This is a genomic window from Rhodococcus sp. FW305-130 (genome assembly GCF_058788335.1).
In genome coordinates, this window is the sequence record NZ_JBYTAP010000005.1 from 590,159 (window position 1) to 607,830 (window position 17,672).

Here is a 17,672-nt window from a genome sequence, read left to right on the forward strand (position 1 = left end):
ACGCTCGTCGTCAGGGGGCCACAGTTTTACTCTCGCGACCTGCGGTTATGTGCTGATAAACTAGCGAACGTCGGCTGCATGACCGTGTGGAGGTCGCCGAGTGCCGTTTTCTCGAATACCTGATCCTCGAGGCCTGTACGACCCCGATCAGGAAACCGATTCATGTGGTGTAGCCGTGGTAGCAGACACCTCTGGACGTCACCTGCATTCCATTGTCGACGAGGCGCTCGCGGTCCTGGCCAATCTCACCCATCGTGGCGCAGTCGGGCGCGAGTGCAACAGTGGTGACGGCGCGGGCATCCTTCTTCAGCTGCCGACGGAATTCTTCGACGCGGTGACCGCGTTCGAGCTTCCACCACCCAACGCGATGGGTGAGAACACCTACGCAGCCGGAAACTGCTTTCTCCCGGTGGATCAGGAAGCACGTCGGCGCGCGGTAGTTCGGATACACCGGTACGCAGCGGCAGAAGGACTGCGGATTATCGGGTGGCGGGAGGTCCCAGTCGACCGTGACTGCGTCGGAACCGTTGCCGCGCAGTGCGCTCCGTACATCAGTCAATGTTTTGTGACGTGCGCCGAGCCAAGAGATCGCAGTGTGGGCGGAATTGCCTTGGACCGACGAGTGTTCGCGCTCAGGAGACAAGTCGAGCGAATTCATTCGGCCGATGATGCGGTGTATTTCCCCTCGTTGTCCGCCCGAACCATCGTGTACAAGGGCATGCTCACGCCGACGCAGTTACCCGGTTACTTCACCGACCTATGCGACGCCCGAATGCGAACTGCCTTGGCGGTCGTGCACAGCCGGTACTCCACGAACACTTTTCCGTCGTGGTCACTTGCTCAGCCGTATCGCTGCATCGCTCACAACGGCGAGATCAATACGATTGTGGGAAACAGGAATTGGATGCGCGCTCGCGAGCCGATGTTGCGGAGCGCACTTTTAGGTGGGGACATCGATCGCATGTTTCCGATCTGTACCCCGGGTGGATCCGACTCTTCGTCGTTCGACGAAGTGCTCGAGTTTCTGACGCTCGGGGGCCGCACTATGCAGCACGCCATCGCGATGATGATTCCCGGTGCCTGGGAGAACGATTCTTCGATGCCAGACGAGATGAGGGCCTTCTACCAATTTCACGCTTGCCTGATGGAACCATGGGACGGCCCGGCGTCGGTGACGTTCAGCGACGGCACTGTTGTCGGGGCGGTGTTGGATCGCAACGGTCTTCGCCCAGGGCGATGGTGGCGGATGAGGAACGGCCGTATCGTGTTGGCGAGTGAGAGCGGTGTGTTCGACGCTCCGACGTCCGAGGTGTTGGAGAAGGGGCGCCTCGAACCGGGTCGAATGTTCCTCGTCGACACCGCTCGCCGTGGCATCGTTTCCGATGCGGAGATCAAATCCGAACTCGCGAGCACAGCCCCCTACCGGGAATGGGTCGACGGGGGATTGGTCGATCTCGAGGAAATCCCCGAGTCGGCGCCTGCCCGAGGCGATCCGGCTCCGCTGTTGCAAAGGCAGCTGCTCTTCGGATACCAGGCAGAGGACTTGCAGGAAGTTCTCCTTCCAATGGCTCGCTCAGGATCGGAGCCGTTGGGATCGATGGGAGTCGACACACCTCTCGCCGTTCTCTCGGATCGGCCGAAGGTGTTGTACGACTACTTCGTCCAGCTCTTTGCTCAGGTGACGAACCCGCCTTTGGACGCGATTCGCGAGGAAGTCGTCACTACGCTTGGTGTCACCCTCGGCGCTGAGCAGAACTTGTTCGAAGCGTCGGCGCTGTCGTGCCGAAGGATTGTTCTCGATAAACCGGTGATCGGACCGAGGAAGATGGCGAAGGTCGCCGAACTATGCGGCGCAAGAACTCCGAGAAGCGCTGTCCTACGGGGAGGTTTCGATCCGAGAGGCAGTCTCGGCGAAGGCGTCGAGAGGCTTCGTGAGTCCGCCCGAACGGCCGCCGCAGCCGGAATCGAGATTCTGGTGATCTCGGACCGTGGATCGGGCCCTGAGCAGGCTCCCATTCCGTCATTGCTCGCAGTATCTGCCGTGCACCACGATCTGGTTCGGCATGGCCTGCGAACCAAGGTTTCCCTCGTCGTCGAGTCGGGTGACGCGCGCGAAGTTCATCACATCGCGCTGCTGATCGGCTACGGTGCGGCGGCTGTCCACCCCTATCTTGCTCTTGAATCGGTAGAAGCACTCAGCGAGCAAGACGAGCTTCCCGGGATAGATTCGAAAATGGCATCGGACAACTATCTGAGAGCGGCAAATTCCGGTGTGCTCAAAGTGATGTCGAAGATGGGAATCGCTACGGTTCACTCCTACACGGGCGCACAGGTATTCGAGGCAGTGGGCTTGGGCCGAGAATTGGTCGACGAATACTTCTGCAACACACGGAGCCGGATCGGCGGGATCGGTATCACCGAAGTCGCGCGAGAGGTTCTGATGCGTCACGCGGCCACGTATCGTACGGTGCAGCATCGTCAGTTGAGCAGCAGTGGAGAGTTCCGGTATCGCCGCGGTGGTGAATTGCATGTGTTCACACCCGAGTCCGTGTTCTTCCTTCAGCATGCGACCCGGACGGGGCGAAGTGAGATGTTTCGTCGCTACAGCGATGAAGTCGATCGACTGAGCGCGCAGGGCGGAACACTTCGGGGATTGTTTCGATTTCGGCGTGAGATTCGTCAGCTGATTCCCCTCGATCAGGTCGAACCCGTCGAGATGATTCTCGCTCGATTCAACACCGGTGCGATGAGCTACGGTTCCCTCTCTGCCGAGGCGCACGAGACGATGGCGGTTGCGATGAATGCTCTCGGCGGACGTTCGAACACCGGTGAGGGCGGAGAGTCACCGGAGCGGTTGCGTGACAACAAGCGTCGAAGCGCAGTCAAGCAGGTCGCGAGTGGTCGCTTCGGGGTGACCAGCGATTACCTGGTCAATGCCACTGACATTCAGATCAAGATGGCCCAGGGCGCCAAGCCCGGTGAAGGAGGGCAGCTTCCGGGGTCCAAGGTGTACCCGTGGATCGCGGAAACCCGGTACTCGACACCTGGAGTCGGCCTCATTTCTCCGCCCCCGCACCACGACATCTATTCGATCGAGGATCTCGCCCAATTGATCTACGACCTCAGATGCGCAAACGATCGTGCGCGGATACACGTGAAGTTGGTCAGCGCAGTCGGAGTCGGGACAGTTGCGGCAGGTGTGGCCAAAGCGCACGCCGACGTGGTGCTGATCTCCGGTCACGACGGCGGGACGGGCGCGGCGGCACTCTCGTCCATCCACCACGCTGGTACGCCCTGGGAGATCGGGCTGGCCGAAACTCAGCAGACCTTGGTGCTCAACGGGTTACGCGATCGGATCGTCGTCCAGTGTGACGGGGGTTTGCGCACGGCGCGGGACGTCGTCGTCGCCGCGTTGCTGGGGGCGCAGGAGTACGGGTTTTCCACGGCGCCACTGATCGCGGCCGGCTGCGTCATGATGCGGGTATGTCACCTCGACACCTGCCCCGTCGGAGTAGCGACGCAGAATCCCGAACTGCGAGAGCGATTCACCGGCCGGCCGGAGTACGTCGAGAACTTCTTTCGCTTCATCGCCGACGACGTACGACGTTTGTTGGCAGAACTGGGGTTTCGAAGTATCGACGACGCTCTGGGCCATGCAGACGTATTGGAAATGTCTCCGGCGGTGGCGCATTGGAAGAGTCGCACGTTGGACCTCTCACCACTCTTCGACGTTCCGGCCGCGCCGACCGGCGCGGCCTACCCGCCGTGTGTACCTGTTTCGAGCGAACTCGAACGCACCCTGATCGAGTGCGCCGCGAACTCGCTCGAGGACGCTCGACCCGTGCATATCGAACTGCCAGTACACAATACGGATCGGGCGGTGGGAACGAGGCTGGGCGCAGAGGTGACCAGACGCTACGGCGCCGTCGGGCTACCTCAAGGCACCATCGACGTCGTGCTCAGTGGAACGGCAGGCCAGTCACTCGGTGCGTTCCTGCCGCCCGGCATCTCGCTGGTCGTCGTCGGCGATGCAAACGACTACGTGGGGAAGGGGCTCTCCGGTGGACGAATCGCGCTTCGGCCGAGTGAGGACGCGCCCTTCGTAGCGGAGGATCAGGTGATTGCCGGCAATACGCTGCTGTACGGAGCTACGAGCGGTGCGCTCTATGCCAGGGGGCGTGTCGGGGAACGATTCGCGGTGCGCAACTCGGGCGCGGTCGCTGTGGTGGAAGGCGTCGGAGACCATGCGTGCGAGTACATGACCGGGGGTCGCGTCGTCATCATCGGCCCAACTGGTAGGAACCTTGCTGCGGGAATGTCGGGCGGAATTGCCTTCGTACTCGACGTGAAGGCAGAGAAGGTCAACGGCGACATGGTCGTTCTGGAGCGGCCTTCGGCGGAAGACTGCAGTCAGCTGGTCGAAATTCTCGGCGAGCATTTGGCTGCGACCGGCTCGCCGGTGGCGGCAAAACTTCTCGACGACTGGGTTGGCCAGAGTCCGAGATTCACCAAAGTTTTGCCTGTCGACTACCGGAAGGTCGTGGAAGAGAACGAACTGGTGGAACCGGCTCATGCCTGACGCACGCGGGTTCCTCAACGTGAAACGATCCGGCTCACCGACCAGATCGACCGATGTGCGTGTCGGCGACTGGGCGTCGGTATACGAGTCGCTGGATCCCGTCGTGCGAAATCGAGACGTATCTGCACAGGCCTCGCGTTGCATGGACTGCGCTGTGCCGTACTGCCATTCGGCCGACGTGGGGTGTCCGCTCGGCAATCTCATTCCGGAATGGAACGACCTGGTTCGGCGTGGACGGTGGTCCGAAGCCTCGGAGAATCTGCATTCCACCAACAATTTCCCCGAGTTCACCGGACATCTGTGCCCCGCACCGTGCGAAACGGCGTGCGTTCTCGCACTCGACGACGAGCACACGTCGGGGGGTGTCACCATCAAGCGCATCGAACAGGCAATCGTCGACAACGCCTGGGAGTCGGGTTGGTTGGGGCCGCAGGCACCGGTAGTTCACAGCGGAAACCGTGTTGCGGTTGTCGGGTCGGGACCGGCGGGACTGGCCGCGGCTCAACAACTGACACGAGCCGGACACAGTGTCACGGTGTTCGAGCGGAGCGATCGGATCGGGGGACTGCTTCGCTACGGAATTCCGGAATTCAAGTTGCCCAAGGCCCTCATCAACCGGCGGCTGGACCAACTGACCGCCGAGGGGACCAGATTCGTCACCGACTGCGCCGTCGGAGTGAACGTGAGCGCGCACGACCTCTCGACGGAATTCGAGGCGGTAGTCCTGGCGGTCGGGGCTGATCGTGCCAGAGACACCGACGTACCGGGTCGTAGTCTTCGCGGAATCCATCGTGCGATGACGTACCTGCGTGCGGCCAACCGCGAATGCGAGGGTGACGGTGCGTCGAGCATCTCGGCGCGAGGTAAGAACGTCGTGATCATCGGTGGCGGCGACACGGCCGCCGACTGCCTCGGCACGGTGCATCGCCAAGGCGCCCTCTCGGTGACGGAATTGGATTACCACGTCCCACCTCCGGCACGCCGCGATCGAGATCGCGACCCATGGCCGTTGTGGCCGCGGGTCCTACGCAGCTCGCCGGCAGACGAGGAGGGCAGTGACAAACGATTCCGATGGGCGGCGCAGGAATTTCTCGACGACGGTGGGGGTGCGGTCCGCGCAATCCGGATGGTTCCGGTAGCCGTGTCGCGGGGGACGAACGGACAACGGACCCTGGTGGAGACCGGCGACACGACGGATCTGGTGTGCGAGATGGTCCTGCTCGCTCTGGGTTTCGACGGCGTCGAAACCGCCCCACTGCTCACCGACCTTGATGTCGGCACCGATCCACTCGGCAGAATCGAGTGTGATGTCGGGTGGCAGACCCGGACACCCGGCGTATTCGTCTGCGGCGACGCGCATCGCGGGGCGTCGCTGGTGGTTTGGGCGATTGCCGAGGGACGGTCGGCCGCACGTGCCGTCGACATGTTTCTCACAGGCGAGTCGGCGCTTCCGGCTCCGGTTCATCCAAAGGCATTTCCGCTGTTCGTGAACTGACCAACTGAATCGAGTAAGTACAGAAAGTGCAGGTCGCAAATGCCGGATAGAAGTGCGGTGGGGTAGCGACTAGGCTCGAGCCGTGAACCGACGGACAAAAATTGTATGCACACTTGGACCTGCGACAGCTTCTGGCGACCGCATCCGTGAGCTCGTGGAGAGCGGCATGGACGTGGCGCGCCTCAACTTCAGCCACGGCGAGCATGCCGATCACGAAGAAAACTACATTCGCGTCCGCGCCGCGTCGGACGCCACCGGAAAGGCCGTCGGTGTTCTCGCCGACCTTCAGGGGCCCAAGATTCGCCTCGGCCGATTCAAGGACGAGCGGACCACCTGGGCCAACGGTGAAGAGGTTCGTATCACCGTCGACGACGTCGAGGGAACGCACGATCGCGTCGGGACCACGTACAAGGAATTGGCGCGCGACGCCAAGGCCGGCGATCGACTGCTGGTCGACGACGGAAAGGTCGGCCTGGTCGTCACGTCCATCGACGGCAACGACGTCGTCTGTCGGGTCACCGAAGGCGGTCCGGTCAGCAACAACAAGGGCCTCTCACTGCCCGGTATGAACGTCTCCGTTCCAGCCCTGTCGGGCAAGGACATCGCCGACCTCGAGTTCGCTCTCAAGCTGGGTGTCGACTTCATTGCACTGTCCTTCGTTCGCTCACCGGCGGACGTCGAATTGGTTCACGCCATCATGGATCGAGTCGGGCGCCGCGTTCCCGTCATCGCGAAGCTCGAGAAGCCCGAGGCCATCGACAATCTCGAAGCCATCGTGCTCGCGTTCGACGCCGTCATGGTCGCCCGCGGTGACCTCGGTGTCGAGTTGCCGCTCGAGCAGGTCCCGCTCGTTCAGAAGCGCGCAATCCAGATTGCTCGTGAGAACGCGAAGCCGGTCATCGTCGCGACGCAGATGCTCGAGTCGATGATCGAGAACTCACGTCCCACTCGCGCAGAGGCATCCGATGTCGCCAACGCCGTTCTCGACGGCGCCGACGCAGTCATGCTCTCGGGCGAGACTTCGGTGGGCAAGTACGTCATGGAAACCGTTCGCACCATGGCCCGCATCGTCGAGGCCGTCGAGAACGAATCAACCCGTGTCCCACCGTTGACCCACGTCCCGCGCACCAAGCGCGGAGTCATCTCGTACGCAGCACGCGACATCGGCGAACGTCTCGACGCCAAGGCCTTGGTTGCGTTCACTCAGTCCGGTGACACGGTGCGTCGACTGGCTCGTCTGCACACGCCGCTGCCGTTGCTCGCCTTCACACCGCTGCCTGCGGTGCGCAGTCAGCTGACGCTGACGTGGGGAACCGAGACGTTCCTGGTCGATGCGGTGGCCACCACTGACGAGATGGTGCGTCAGGTGGACAGTGCGTTGCTCTCCCTCGGGCGGTACGTCAAGGGAGACCTCGTGGTCATCGTTGCCGGATCCCCTCCGGGAACTGTCGGTTCCACCAACCTCATTCACGTCCACCGTATCGGCGAAGAGGACCACTGAGTGACCCACGCGAACGCGTCCACCGACCTCGGTACTCTTCTCGGTCTGTTGGATCTGGAGCAGATCGGTGACGACGCGTTCCGTGGATACCACCCGAAACAGGTAGGTTCGCGGACGTTCGGCGGTCAATTGGTGTCTCAGGCACTGATGGCCGCCGGACGGACTGTCGACGGTGATCGCCCCATCCATGCCGTGAACGCCCATTTCATTCGGGGCGGAGATGTGAAGGCGCCTATCGAGTACCGGGTGGAGCGTCATCGTGACGGGAGGGCATTCGCCAACCGTCAGGTGACTGCCTATCAGGGTGAGAACGAATTGTTCGTGATGCTCGCGGCGTTCCAGGACTCCGGCAAGGGGCTCGACCATGCTGTCGAGATCCCGGATGTTCCACTTCCGGAGTCGTTGCCTCCCATCGGCGATCATCTGGTGGGGTACGAGGAAAAACTGCCGCATTTCAGTGCGGCGCTCAAGCCGATCGACATGCGGTACGCCAACGATCCGGCGTGGATCCTCAAGGGCACCGGCGAGAAACTCAACCACAATCGGGTGTGGATGCGCCCCGACGGTGATCTGCCGGACGATTCGCTCATTCACGCTGCGACGCTGGCATATTCGTCCGACACCACCGTGCTCGATTCGATTCTGACCACTCATGGTTTGTCCTGGGGTCATGATCGTATCGTCGCGGCGACGGTCAATCATTCGATCTGGTTCCATCGCCCGTTCCGGTTCACCGACTGGGTTCTGTACGCCACCGAATCGCCGGTCGCCGCAGGTTCGCGCGGTCTGGCAACCGGACGGTACTTCTCGGTGGAAGGACTGCTGTTGGCGACGGTGGTCCAAGAAGGAATGATCAGGCATTTCCCGCGTAAAGGGGAATGAGATGCGGGCCCGAGACTGAACTCGGGCCCAGAATCAAGCAGACTTGCGATATTGCGGTGAGAGTTCGTCGGCGCGGTCCCACGGAGACCAGTCGACTTCGCGTCCATCGAGTTGGGCCGCAACAACTTCCAAGCCCGCGTGCCAGCCGGCAGCGTGGGCGTACGCGGACTCTTCGTCTTCCATCGTGTGGGTGAGGGTCAGCCAGCAGCCGCCGGTGCCGTCCGGTGCCAGTTCCCAATGCAGAGTATCTGCGTCCCAGAGGAATTCGAGAATTCGGTGCGGGTGGACGCTGATGACCGTCCCGCGCGTCACGTGATCTGCGGGCAGTCCGAATCGCTCGACTTGTTCCGGGGTCACCTTGAACAGCAGATCCGCGCCTGGAGTGAGATTGAAATCGACGTCCGCCGGGAACCAGGCGTCGAGGTACTCGCGTTCCGTTATCACTTTCCAGACCTTGTCCGGTGCGTGCGGAATTGCCAGTTGGAAGCTCAGTGACACCCGACCGTCATAGGTCAGGTTTATCTTGCCGTTGTCCATCGGTGCCTCCAATGCTTGGTGCCCGTGCGGTTGCCCCCATCGTGCCATCTAATTGCTTAGGATGGAATAACTGCAGGTCAGATCGTTACCTATTGATAGGTTATGTCGATTTGTCTCGTTTTGAGAGCGGCGTTCCGGATGCGTTTCGTGGCAGTGAGACAAACGCGCGGTACGCTGACCACGCACGACTGGCGCGGGTGGGAATTACCACCGGGGAGTGCACATCGCGAGGCATCGACCGCCTGGGTGCTTCACACATCTTGTGTGAAGGGGGATTCATGTCTACCGAAAATCTGTCTACCGAAAATCTGCCCAGCCAGAACGTGGCCGCTCGAATAATCAACGGACGCGCAATTGCCGATGCTGCGCTCGCGGACCTGTCAGTGCGCACGAGGCAGTTTCGTGATGAGACGGGGCACGTTCCTTGCCTGGCCGCCGTCATCGTGGGAGCGGACCCGGCCTCGAAGGCGTATGTACAGATGAAGGCCAAACGGTCTGTCGCCGTCGCAATGACGTCGCGGACGGTTGAACTCCCGGTGAGTACAACCACCGAAGAACTAGTCGACGTGCTGAGAGCGTTGTCGGCGGACCCTTCGATCGACGGCATACTGCTGCAACACCCGGTGCCAGGCCACATCGACGAACGGGTTGCGTTCGATGCCATCTCGGCCGACAAAGACGTTGACGGCGTTACCTCGGCAGCGTTCGCGGCAATGGCGTTGACCGGTGGGGGATTCGAATCATGTACACCGAGTGGCATCCTGCGCCTGCTCGACGCCACAGGCGTCGAACTCTCCGGGAAGCATGCTGTCGTGGTCGGCCGAAGCCCGATACTCGGATTGCCGATGGGAATGCTCCTCCTGCGTCGAGGCGCAACGGTGACGTACTGCCATTCGCGAACCGTCGACCTGGCCGCCCACGTCGCTTCGGCAGACGTCGCTATCGCGGCCGTCGGTGTTCCGGAACTGATCAAAGGGGCGTGGATCAAGCCTGGGGCAGTGGTGATCGATGCGGGGTACAACGAGGGCAACGTCGGAGACGTGGAGTACGCCGCTGCGCTCCCACATGCCGGTGCGATCACACCGGTGCCGGGTGGCGTCGGCCCCATGACGGTTGCCGTCCTGCTGGAACAAACACTGGCAGCAGCAGTTCGAGCAGCGGAAGTTCGGGCATGTAGTGAGAATCATGACAGTCGTGTTGGACCGGACCCAGCAATCGCCTCGGATCGATTGTGAGACCTCGGTTTCGAGACGGAGCATTCATCCGCCCCTCGATAACCGAATTACCGCGTCGAGCACCGCTGCGCTGGAATGGCTGAGCTGAGCGCGCAATTGGGTATTCGACAGTCAGCTGTCTGCCGTGGGGATGTCGATCATCAACTGGGACGGTGAATCGGATGTCGATACGGTGTATGCCGGACGGATGTCGACCGTGCCGACAAACGACTGCAGGATCGCACTGTTCCTGGCCGCACTGTCTATGCGCGTGATGTTTTCGCCCTCGTGAGATACGGAGTTGAGCGACGAATCCGATTGGACTCCCATCAGGTCGACTTGAAGTATCGATCGACTTCCGACGTCCACGACTGTGCTGTCACCCGCTCGGATTTGCTTCGCTGACGTATTCGGTTTTCCAGAACACTGATCCATTTCCGTCGAATCGGTAGGTGATTCGGGTGAAACCGTCGTGATCGGTCACTTCGATCTCGGTCACGTCGACGCGCGGATTCGGTGAAGGGATCTCCGTGTCGTTCGGGAACGGAGCAAGCGTGGAGATCTCGGTTGGTGGGGCATCGATCGGGGGAGTGCCGACCTGAAGGGTGCCTGTCTGTGTTGCAGCATCGAGGACGGTCTGGGTGGAAGATTCGCCGGCAGTGTTGGATTCGCCGGCAGTGTCGGATTGGTCGTCAGTCTGACACCCGGTGAGCAGCGCGAAAACAGATATGGCTCCGAGCAGAGCAATCAGGCGACGACCGTTCATGGATCGAATCTAACTGCGGTCGATCTGGGGTACAGCCGAATGCCGAAACCTTGCGGTACGGCCAACTGCGGCAGGTGGTGCCCTCGGTGAGACTCGAACTCACACTGGACGGGTTTTGAATCCGTTTCCTCTGCCAATTGGGATACGAGGGCTTGTTGCGATGACTACATTAGAAGATGCGATTTCAATGTCAAACACCGGTACCCTCTAATCGTTCGCGTCTCGTGTCGGGGCGGTTCGATGGAGGAGGATGGTGGCCATGAATTCGCCGCAGCCGCAAGGCAATCAGCTCGCACCCCGTCGTGTTGTCGTCGCTGAAGACGAGGCGTTGATCCGCATGGATCTGGTCGAGATGCTCCGCGAAGAGGGCTACGACGTCGTCGGTGAGGCCGGTGACGGGCAGGTTGCGGTGGAGTTGGCCGAGTCGCTCAAGCCTGATCTGGTCATCATGGACGTGAAGATGCCCAGGAGAGACGGCATCGACGCCGCTTCGGAGATTGCCGCCAAGCGGATCGCTCCTGTTGTCATTCTCACAGCGTTCAGTCAGCGCGAGTTGGTCGAGCGCGCACGCGATGCCGGCGCCATGGCTTACTTGGTCAAGCCGTTCTCGATCAGTGACCTCGTTCCCGCTGTCGAATTGGCGGTCAGTCGTTTCCGCGAGGTGACGGCGCTCGAGCGTGAGGTCGCTGATCTTTCCGACCGGCTCGAAGCACGCAAGCTGATCGAGCGAGCCAAGAGTGTTCTGATGGTTCGCCAAGCGCTCACCGAACCTGAGGCGTTCAAGTGGATTCAGCGCGCCGCGATGGATCGGCGCTCCACGATGAAGGCGGTCGCACAGGTCGTACTGGAAACTCTGGGCGGTGAACCGGACGCTTGAGCAAAGTGTCCGGGTTATCCGGCTGCACTGAGTGGCTGCGTCGACCGTCGAAACGTCGCGCAGCGCTACAGCCGTGTAAACACTGTGCGCCTTCAGATAACAGTCAGGTCACAGGGCTTTCTTGAAGGATCGCGAAACGGTTCCAAGGTCTAGCGTCTGATCCCACAGCGAGCGCCAGTTCGGGTGGCGCGAGCACCGGCTGATCTTAGGAGCGTGGGATGGCTAGACGAACACTTGTGCGTACTGCTGCAGTTCTCGGCGCGGCATCACTGGCACTTGCAGGCTGTAGCTCGGACAAGTCGGATGACTCGTCTTCGAGTGGCTCTACGTCCGGCGCTTCCGCCGCGACGACATCCGTCACGACTGATTGCACCCCGGAGCAGGCCAAGGCCGGCGCCACCCCGTCCACGGAAGCGCTGCGTATCGGTACGCTTCTTCCCGATACAGGCAGCTTGTCGTTCCTCGGGCCGCCGATGGTCGCGGGCACCCAGCTGGGAGTCAACGACGTCAATGCTGCCGGAGGCGTTCTCGGCCAACCGGTCCAGCTGATTCCCGGCGATTCGGGTGACACCACAACGGACACCGCCAACACCACCGTCGACCGCGAATTGGCTGCAGGCACTCAGGTCATCGTCGGCGCCGCGTCGTCTTCGGTTTCGCTCAAGGTGATCGACAAGATCGCCAGCGCAGGCGTCGTGATGTTCTCGCCTGCCAACACCTCGGACCAATTCGTCTGCTACCCCGACAAGGGCATGTACTTCCGCACCGCTCCGACGGACGTACTGCAGGCTCAGGCCGTCGCACAGCTCATTTCGGACGACGGTGGTCAGCGCGTAGCGATCATGGCCCTCAACGACCCGTACGGGACGGGTCTGGCGGACAACATCGAAAAGAATCTGATCGATTCGGGCGTCCCCTCCGATCAGATCGAGAAGATCATCTACGACCCGAACGCGCAGTCGTTCAACTCCGAAGTCGATCAAGTCAAGAACTTCAATCCGGATGCAGTGGCATTGGTGGGCTTCGAGGAGTCGGCGAAGATCATCACGCGTATGCACGAAGTGGGCATCGGCCCGTCGGACGGAATGGCGATGTACGGCGTCGACGGCAACATGGGTAACGCGCTCGGCGAATCCGTGGCGAAGCCGTTGCTCGACACCATGCAGGGAACCACGCCCCTGACGGACGTCGGAGCTGCCTTCCAGGATCGTCTGAAGGCTGTGAACCCCTCTCTGATCGACTTCAACTACGCCGGAGAGTCGTACGACGCGGTGGTGATCTCAGCGCTCGCTGCCGAGCAGGCGAAGTCGACGGCCGGTACCGACATCGCAGCCAACATCAACAGCGTCACCGAAGGCGGCACCAAGTGCACGTCCTACGTCGAGTGCCTGCCGTTGGTGAAGGCGGGAACCGACATCGACTACGACGGCATCACCGGTGAGTTGGACTTCAACGATTCGGGAGAACCGTCCATCGGTTCGTACGGAAAGCTCAAGTTCGGCCCTGAGAACACGCTGACCACAGAAGGATTCGTGGTGGTGGGCAAGTAAGCAGCCAACGAGAATGGGCCAGGGTCGAGAGACCCTGGCCCATTCTCGTGTCTGTCCTACTTCTCTTTGCTTCCGGCGAGCGTTCCCAAGTACAACTCGATCACCTTGGGGTCGTTCATCAGATTGGCGCCGGTGTCGGTGTACGCGTTCTTACCCTGATCGAGTACGTAGCCGCGGTCGCAGATCTGAAGGCAGCGGCGCGCGTTCTGCTCGACCATGATGACCGAGACACCCGCAGCATTGATCTTCTTGCAGCGGATGAACACCTCGTCCTGGAACATGGGGGACAGGCCCGCGGACGGTTCGTCGAGCAGCAGCACCGACGGATCCATCATCAGGGCCCGGCCCATCGCGACCATCTGGCGTTCGCCGCCGGAGAGTGCGCCGGCCTTCACCTTTCGCCGTTCACTCAGAAGAGGGAACAGTTCACTCACGAAGGCGAATCGTTCCGCGAATGCCTTGGGACGCAGATAAATGCCCATTTCGAGGTTTTCTTCGATGGTCAGAGTCTGAAAGACGTTCTGTGTCTGAGGGACGTACCCGACTCCCTTCTGAACGAGGACGTGAGCGGGCGCAGACGTGATGTTGTCCTCGCGTAGGGTGACCGACCCTTCGCGTACCGGTATCAGTCCGAACAGTGATTTCAGGAGTGTCGATTTGCCTGCGCCGTTCGGTCCGATGATCCCGACGATTTCCCCTTCCTTCAGGAAGAAGTTGCATTCACGCAGGATGTTGACGCCGGGAATGTAGCCCGCGACGAGGCTGTCGGCGCGGAGTAGGGCACCTGCCGACAGTCGCTGATGCTCCTCGGCCGTCGCGGCGAACTCTGCAGGCGTCAGTGAACGTGTGTGGTTCTCGCTCATGGCTTCTCGTGCCTTCCGCGCGGTTCCTCGGGACTCGATTCCAGCGTCGCGGCGAGATCGGCCGGAAGGCTGTCGACGTCGGGTTCCGACAGGTCCCCGCCCGACTCGAGGGTTTCGACCTCGGCTTCAGCCAGGGCGGCGGCCAGAACGGCCGTCTCGCCCACCGGATTTCCGTTGTCGTCGAACTCGAGGGCCTGGTCATGGTGGCTGCCCAGATATGCGTCGACGACGGCTGTGTTGGACGAGAGTTCGTCCGGGGTGGATTCGGCGATGACGCTGCCCTGCGCCATGACCACCACCCAATCGCTGATATCCCGGATCACGTCCATGTCGTGTTCGACGAACACGACCGTCATTCCGTCGTCGCGCAATGATTTGATGTGTCCGAGCAGGCTTTGCGTCAGAGCAGGATTGACCCCCGCCATCGGTTCGTCGAGCATCACCACCGAGGGCGAGGTCATGAGTGCGCGAGCCATTTCGAGCAGTTTGCGCTGCCCACCGGAGAGTGAACCGGCGAGGTCGTCTGCCTTGGTGTCGAGTTTGAATCGTGCGAGGAGTTCGTTGGCGCGTTCGGTGATCTCGCGTTCCTGGCCTTTCCAGATCCACGGAACGAGGGATGCAAAAATGCGTTCACCACGTTGGCCGGTGGCACCGAGACGTACGTTGTCCAGCACGGTGAGTTTGGAGAGCGCCTTGGTCAACTGGAACGTCCGTACCACTCCTTTCCTGGCTACCTGGTGGGGATACATGCGGCCCAGCGATTGACCGTCCATCGACCACGTACCGGTGTCCGGCCGGTCGAAACCGGTGAGGAGGTTGAAGAGCGTCGTTTTTCCGGCACCGTTCGGACCGATCAGACCCGTGATGCACCCTCGTTGAATCTCGAGGTGATCGACGTCGACGGCTTTGAGACCGCCGAACGTCCGCGAGACATTGTCAGCGACCAACACCGGGTCGGGTTTCGCCGATCCGGGAAGGTGAGGAACGTCGGCAAAGATCTGTGCTCTGGTATCGGCGTCAAGCATTGAGTTGCACCTCCCGCTTGTTACCCAGTATTCCCTGCGGTCTGAAGACCATCAGGAGAGCAATCATCAATCCGAGCAGGACATATCTGGTGGCCCCGACTTGCTGTTCCGTGAGTGAAAGCAGCGGATTTTCGCCGGAGATCGCCTGACGCAGCAAGGCATCAGGGATGGCGAGGAGGAACCAGAACAACATTGCGCCGACCACCGGGCCGAATACCGTTGCCGCCCCGCCCAGAATCAGTGCGCCGAACGCGAAGAACGTCTGCGCGGTCGAGTAGAAGTCCGGGTTGATGGACTTGGTCTGCAAAGCGTTGAACACACCGGCCAGACCACCGATCACGCCGCCGAGAACCAGCGCCTGCATCTTGTACACGAAGACGTTCTTGCCCAACGATCGCGCTGCGTCCTCGTCTTCGCGAACCGCCTTGAGGACGCGCCCCCACGGACTGTGCGTCAACAAGTAGACAAATCCGCACAAGATCAAGACCAGCGTCCACCCCACGACCATCGACCAGAGGTCGTCTCCGTAGAACTTCACGCCGAGAAACGAGTACTGCTTGGCCGAGTCGAAGGGGCTCAGTGCGGTGAACGGGTCTGCGAAACCGAACAGGCCATTGGTGGAACCGGTCACCGAATCCGACGCGGTCGAGCGGAAGATCAGACGCAGGATCTCCGAAGCGGCGATGGTCACGATGGCGAGATAGTCGGCGCGCAGACGCAGCGTCGGGATACCGAGCACGAGCGCGAGGAGCCCGGCTGCGGTAAGTCCGACGAGGATGCCGAGCCACAACGGCTGGTCGTAGGTCACGGTCATGATGCCGACGCCGTAGCCGCCGAGGAGGGCAAAACCGATCTGACCGAAGTTGAGCAGTCCGGCGTAGCCGAAGTGCAGGTTCAGCCCGATTGCCAGCAGTGCGTAGAAGATTGCCGACGGCCCGATCAACTGGGCGAAGGAAACCTGGAAAGCTCCCATGATGTCCATGTTCGTCACCCGATCCTTTGTCTGGATCCGAGGATGCCCTGGGGGCGAACCACGAGGATCACGATCAAGACGAGAAGTCCGCCGATGTATTTGAGATCGGGGTTGATGATGAGCGTCGAGAGTTGGACCAGAAGTCCCACGATGACGCAGCCGAGTAGCGCCCCGTACGCGGTTCCCAGACCACCGAGGGTGATTCCGGCGAACATGAGCAGCAACAGTTTGAAGCCCATTTCCCACTGGACGCGTCCGCCGAGTTCGGAGATACCGAACAGCACACCGCCTAGGGCGGCCAGTCCGCCGCCGAGACCCCAGACGAACATGATCACGCGCTCGACGTTGATACCGGACGAAGCGGCGAGATCACGATTGTCGGAGACGGCACGCATGGCCTTTCCGATGCGAGTCTTCTGCAGAAGCAGTGCGACGCCGACCAGGACGACAAGACTGACGATCATGACTATCGCGTTGGCGTCGGTCAGTGCGATCGGGCCCCAGTTCTTCTCGACCTGGCCCTGGTAGTCGTGGAACGGTTCGGCGCGGTCGGAGAAGAAGATCAGGATCAAGTAGCGCAATGAAATCGCGAGACCGATCGAGACCACCAATTGCGCGATCAACCCGGTCTTGCGCTTACGCAGTGGTTTCCAGACGATTCCGTTGGTCAGCAGGCCGATGCCGATGCCGACGAAGATCGCGAGGATCGTGGCGGGAATCAGCGGAACGCCGAAGGACGTGTTGATCACCCAGGCAGCAACGGCTCCTAACGTCACCATCTCGCCGTGAGCGAAGTTGGTCAGGCCAGTGGTGCCGTAGATCAGGCTCAAACCCACACCGGCGATCGCGATCACGAGGCCGAACCGCAGACCGTCGACCGTCGTGCGGATCAGCTTCTCGCCGAAGCTGACATTCGAGGCGGTACGTACCTCGCCGAACGAGAAGATCACGGTGTTCGCGCGGCCGGCCACCACCTCGCGTTCGACAGCGGCTTGCACACTGACCCCGTCGGGAAGTGTGTCGGCAACGATCTCGAAGGTGTAGGTGCCCGGTGCCACGGCCAGTTCCCAACGGCCGTTCGATGCCGATTCTCCGGTGGCGACTTCCGTACCGGAAGAATCGAGCGCACGGACGGTGACGCCCTCGAGGCGTGTGCCGCCGTTGTTGAGATTGCCGCTGACGGGGACAGCGTTGTCGGGAACCGGTGCTGTCGGTGTTGCGGATGCTGTCGGGGTCGGCGGTGTAGGGGAAGTGGTCGGTTCCTGAGCCGAAGCAGTTCCGGCCAGGCTGAGTAATGCGAAGAACGTCAGTAATGCAAAGGCCAGTAGTCGGCTGAGTGTCGCGAGGGTCTGCCGTTTCACTACGGGTGGGGCCACGTACGTCCTCCGAGCGGGTCGGGAATAGCGCGTC

General features: G+C 61.4%; 12 protein-coding genes, 1 tRNA gene, 1 pseudogene and 1 riboswitch. Of the genes and pseudogenes, 7 read left to right on the forward strand and 7 right to left on the reverse strand.

From position 1 onward, the window contains the following. Positions 1-100 precede the first annotated feature (100 nt). The 4 genes from gltB to AC3WQS_RS18835 all read left to right on the forward strand — a co-directional run bounded on the left by gltB (position 101) and on the right by AC3WQS_RS18835 (position 8,457). On the forward strand, positions 101-4,579 hold the full coding sequence (gltB, locus tag AC3WQS_RS18820; RefSeq protein WP_492741530.1) for a glutamate synthase large subunit: 4,479 nt from the start codon (positions 101-103) through the stop codon (positions 4,577-4,579). Further along, positions 4,572-6,074 carry a glutamate synthase subunit beta gene (locus AC3WQS_RS18825; RefSeq protein ID WP_492713326.1) on the forward strand — a complete coding sequence of 501 codons (1,503 nt, stop codon included), beginning with the start codon at positions 4,572-4,574 and terminating at the stop codon, positions 6,072-6,074. The genes gltB and AC3WQS_RS18825 overlap by 8 nt, the downstream gene beginning before the upstream one ends. A gap of 82 nt (positions 6,075-6,156) precedes the next feature. After that, positions 6,157-7,575 carry a pyruvate kinase gene (gene pyk / locus AC3WQS_RS18830; protein ID WP_003944038.1) on the forward strand — a complete coding sequence of 473 codons (1,419 nt, stop codon included), beginning with the start codon at positions 6,157-6,159 and terminating at the stop codon, positions 7,573-7,575. Next, positions 7,576-8,457 (forward strand): acyl-CoA thioesterase, encoded by an 882-nt coding sequence (locus AC3WQS_RS18835; protein WP_019748651.1) that lies wholly within the window; start codon positions 7,576-7,578, stop codon positions 8,455-8,457. Between the two features lie 33 nt (positions 8,458-8,490). On the opposite strand, the gene AC3WQS_RS18840 is transcribed toward AC3WQS_RS18835, so the two are convergent. Further along, complete coding sequence (locus tag AC3WQS_RS18840; protein WP_003944006.1) at positions 8,491-8,994, reverse strand: SRPBCC domain-containing protein; 504 nt, start codon at positions 8,992-8,994, stop codon at positions 8,491-8,493. Positions 8,995-9,168: 174 nt separating this feature from the next. Then, positions 9,169-9,249: riboswitch (ZMP/ZTP riboswitch) on the forward strand. A 23-nt stretch (positions 9,250-9,272) separates the two neighbouring features. Between AC3WQS_RS18840 and AC3WQS_RS18845 the strand changes: the two genes are divergently transcribed. Further along, entirely contained in the window at positions 9,273-10,229 is a 957-nt protein-coding gene (locus AC3WQS_RS18845) for a bifunctional 5,10-methylenetetrahydrofolate dehydrogenase/5,10-methenyltetrahydrofolate cyclohydrolase (RefSeq protein ID WP_492713327.1), read from the forward strand. A gap of 111 nt (positions 10,230-10,340) precedes the next feature. Here AC3WQS_RS18845 and AC3WQS_RS18850 read toward each other — a convergent pair. After that, positions 10,341-10,974: pseudogene (locus AC3WQS_RS18850) on the reverse strand (AMIN-like domain-containing (lipo)protein). Between the two features lie 75 nt (positions 10,975-11,049). Further along, positions 11,050-11,126, reverse strand: a tRNA-Leu gene (locus tag AC3WQS_RS18855). 107 nt (positions 11,127-11,233) lie between these two features. On the opposite strand from AC3WQS_RS18855, the gene AC3WQS_RS18860 reads away from it, so the two are divergent. Together AC3WQS_RS18860 and AC3WQS_RS18865 are read left to right on the forward strand one after the other, a co-directional pair. Continuing rightward, positions 11,234-11,851 carry an ANTAR domain-containing response regulator gene (locus AC3WQS_RS18860; protein ID WP_003944029.1) on the forward strand — a complete coding sequence of 206 codons (618 nt, stop codon included), beginning with the start codon at positions 11,234-11,236 and terminating at the stop codon, positions 11,849-11,851. Positions 11,852-12,069: 218 nt separating this feature from the next. Next, a complete protein-coding gene (locus AC3WQS_RS18865) occupies positions 12,070-13,401 on the forward strand; it encodes an ABC transporter substrate-binding protein (protein ID WP_003944031.1) in 1,332 nt (443 codons plus the stop codon). 56 nt (positions 13,402-13,457) lie between these two features. Here AC3WQS_RS18865 and AC3WQS_RS18870 read toward each other — a convergent pair whose 3' ends face one another. The 4 genes from AC3WQS_RS18870 to AC3WQS_RS18885 are packed head-to-tail and all read right to left on the reverse strand — an operon-like array spanning position 13,458 to position 17,587. After that, the gene (locus AC3WQS_RS18870) at positions 13,458-14,264 is read right to left on the reverse strand and encodes an ABC transporter ATP-binding protein (RefSeq protein ID WP_492713312.1); all 807 of its coding nucleotides are present in this window, start codon (positions 14,262-14,264) and stop codon (positions 13,458-13,460) included. Then, the gene (locus AC3WQS_RS18875; protein WP_020907906.1) at positions 14,261-15,289 is read right to left on the reverse strand and encodes an ABC transporter ATP-binding protein; all 1,029 of its coding nucleotides are present in this window, start codon (positions 15,287-15,289) and stop codon (positions 14,261-14,263) included. The genes AC3WQS_RS18870 and AC3WQS_RS18875 overlap by 4 nt, the downstream gene beginning before the upstream one ends. Further along, positions 15,282-16,271, reverse strand: coding sequence for a branched-chain amino acid ABC transporter permease (locus AC3WQS_RS18880; RefSeq protein ID WP_003944088.1), 990 nt, complete (start codon positions 16,269-16,271; stop codon positions 15,282-15,284). The genes AC3WQS_RS18875 and AC3WQS_RS18880 overlap by 8 nt, the downstream gene beginning before the upstream one ends. 5 nt (positions 16,272-16,276) lie before the next feature. Further along, complete coding sequence (locus AC3WQS_RS18885; RefSeq protein WP_037134409.1) at positions 16,277-17,587, reverse strand: branched-chain amino acid ABC transporter permease; 1,311 nt, start codon at positions 17,585-17,587, stop codon at positions 16,277-16,279. Between the last annotated feature and the right edge of the window lie 85 nt (positions 17,588-17,672).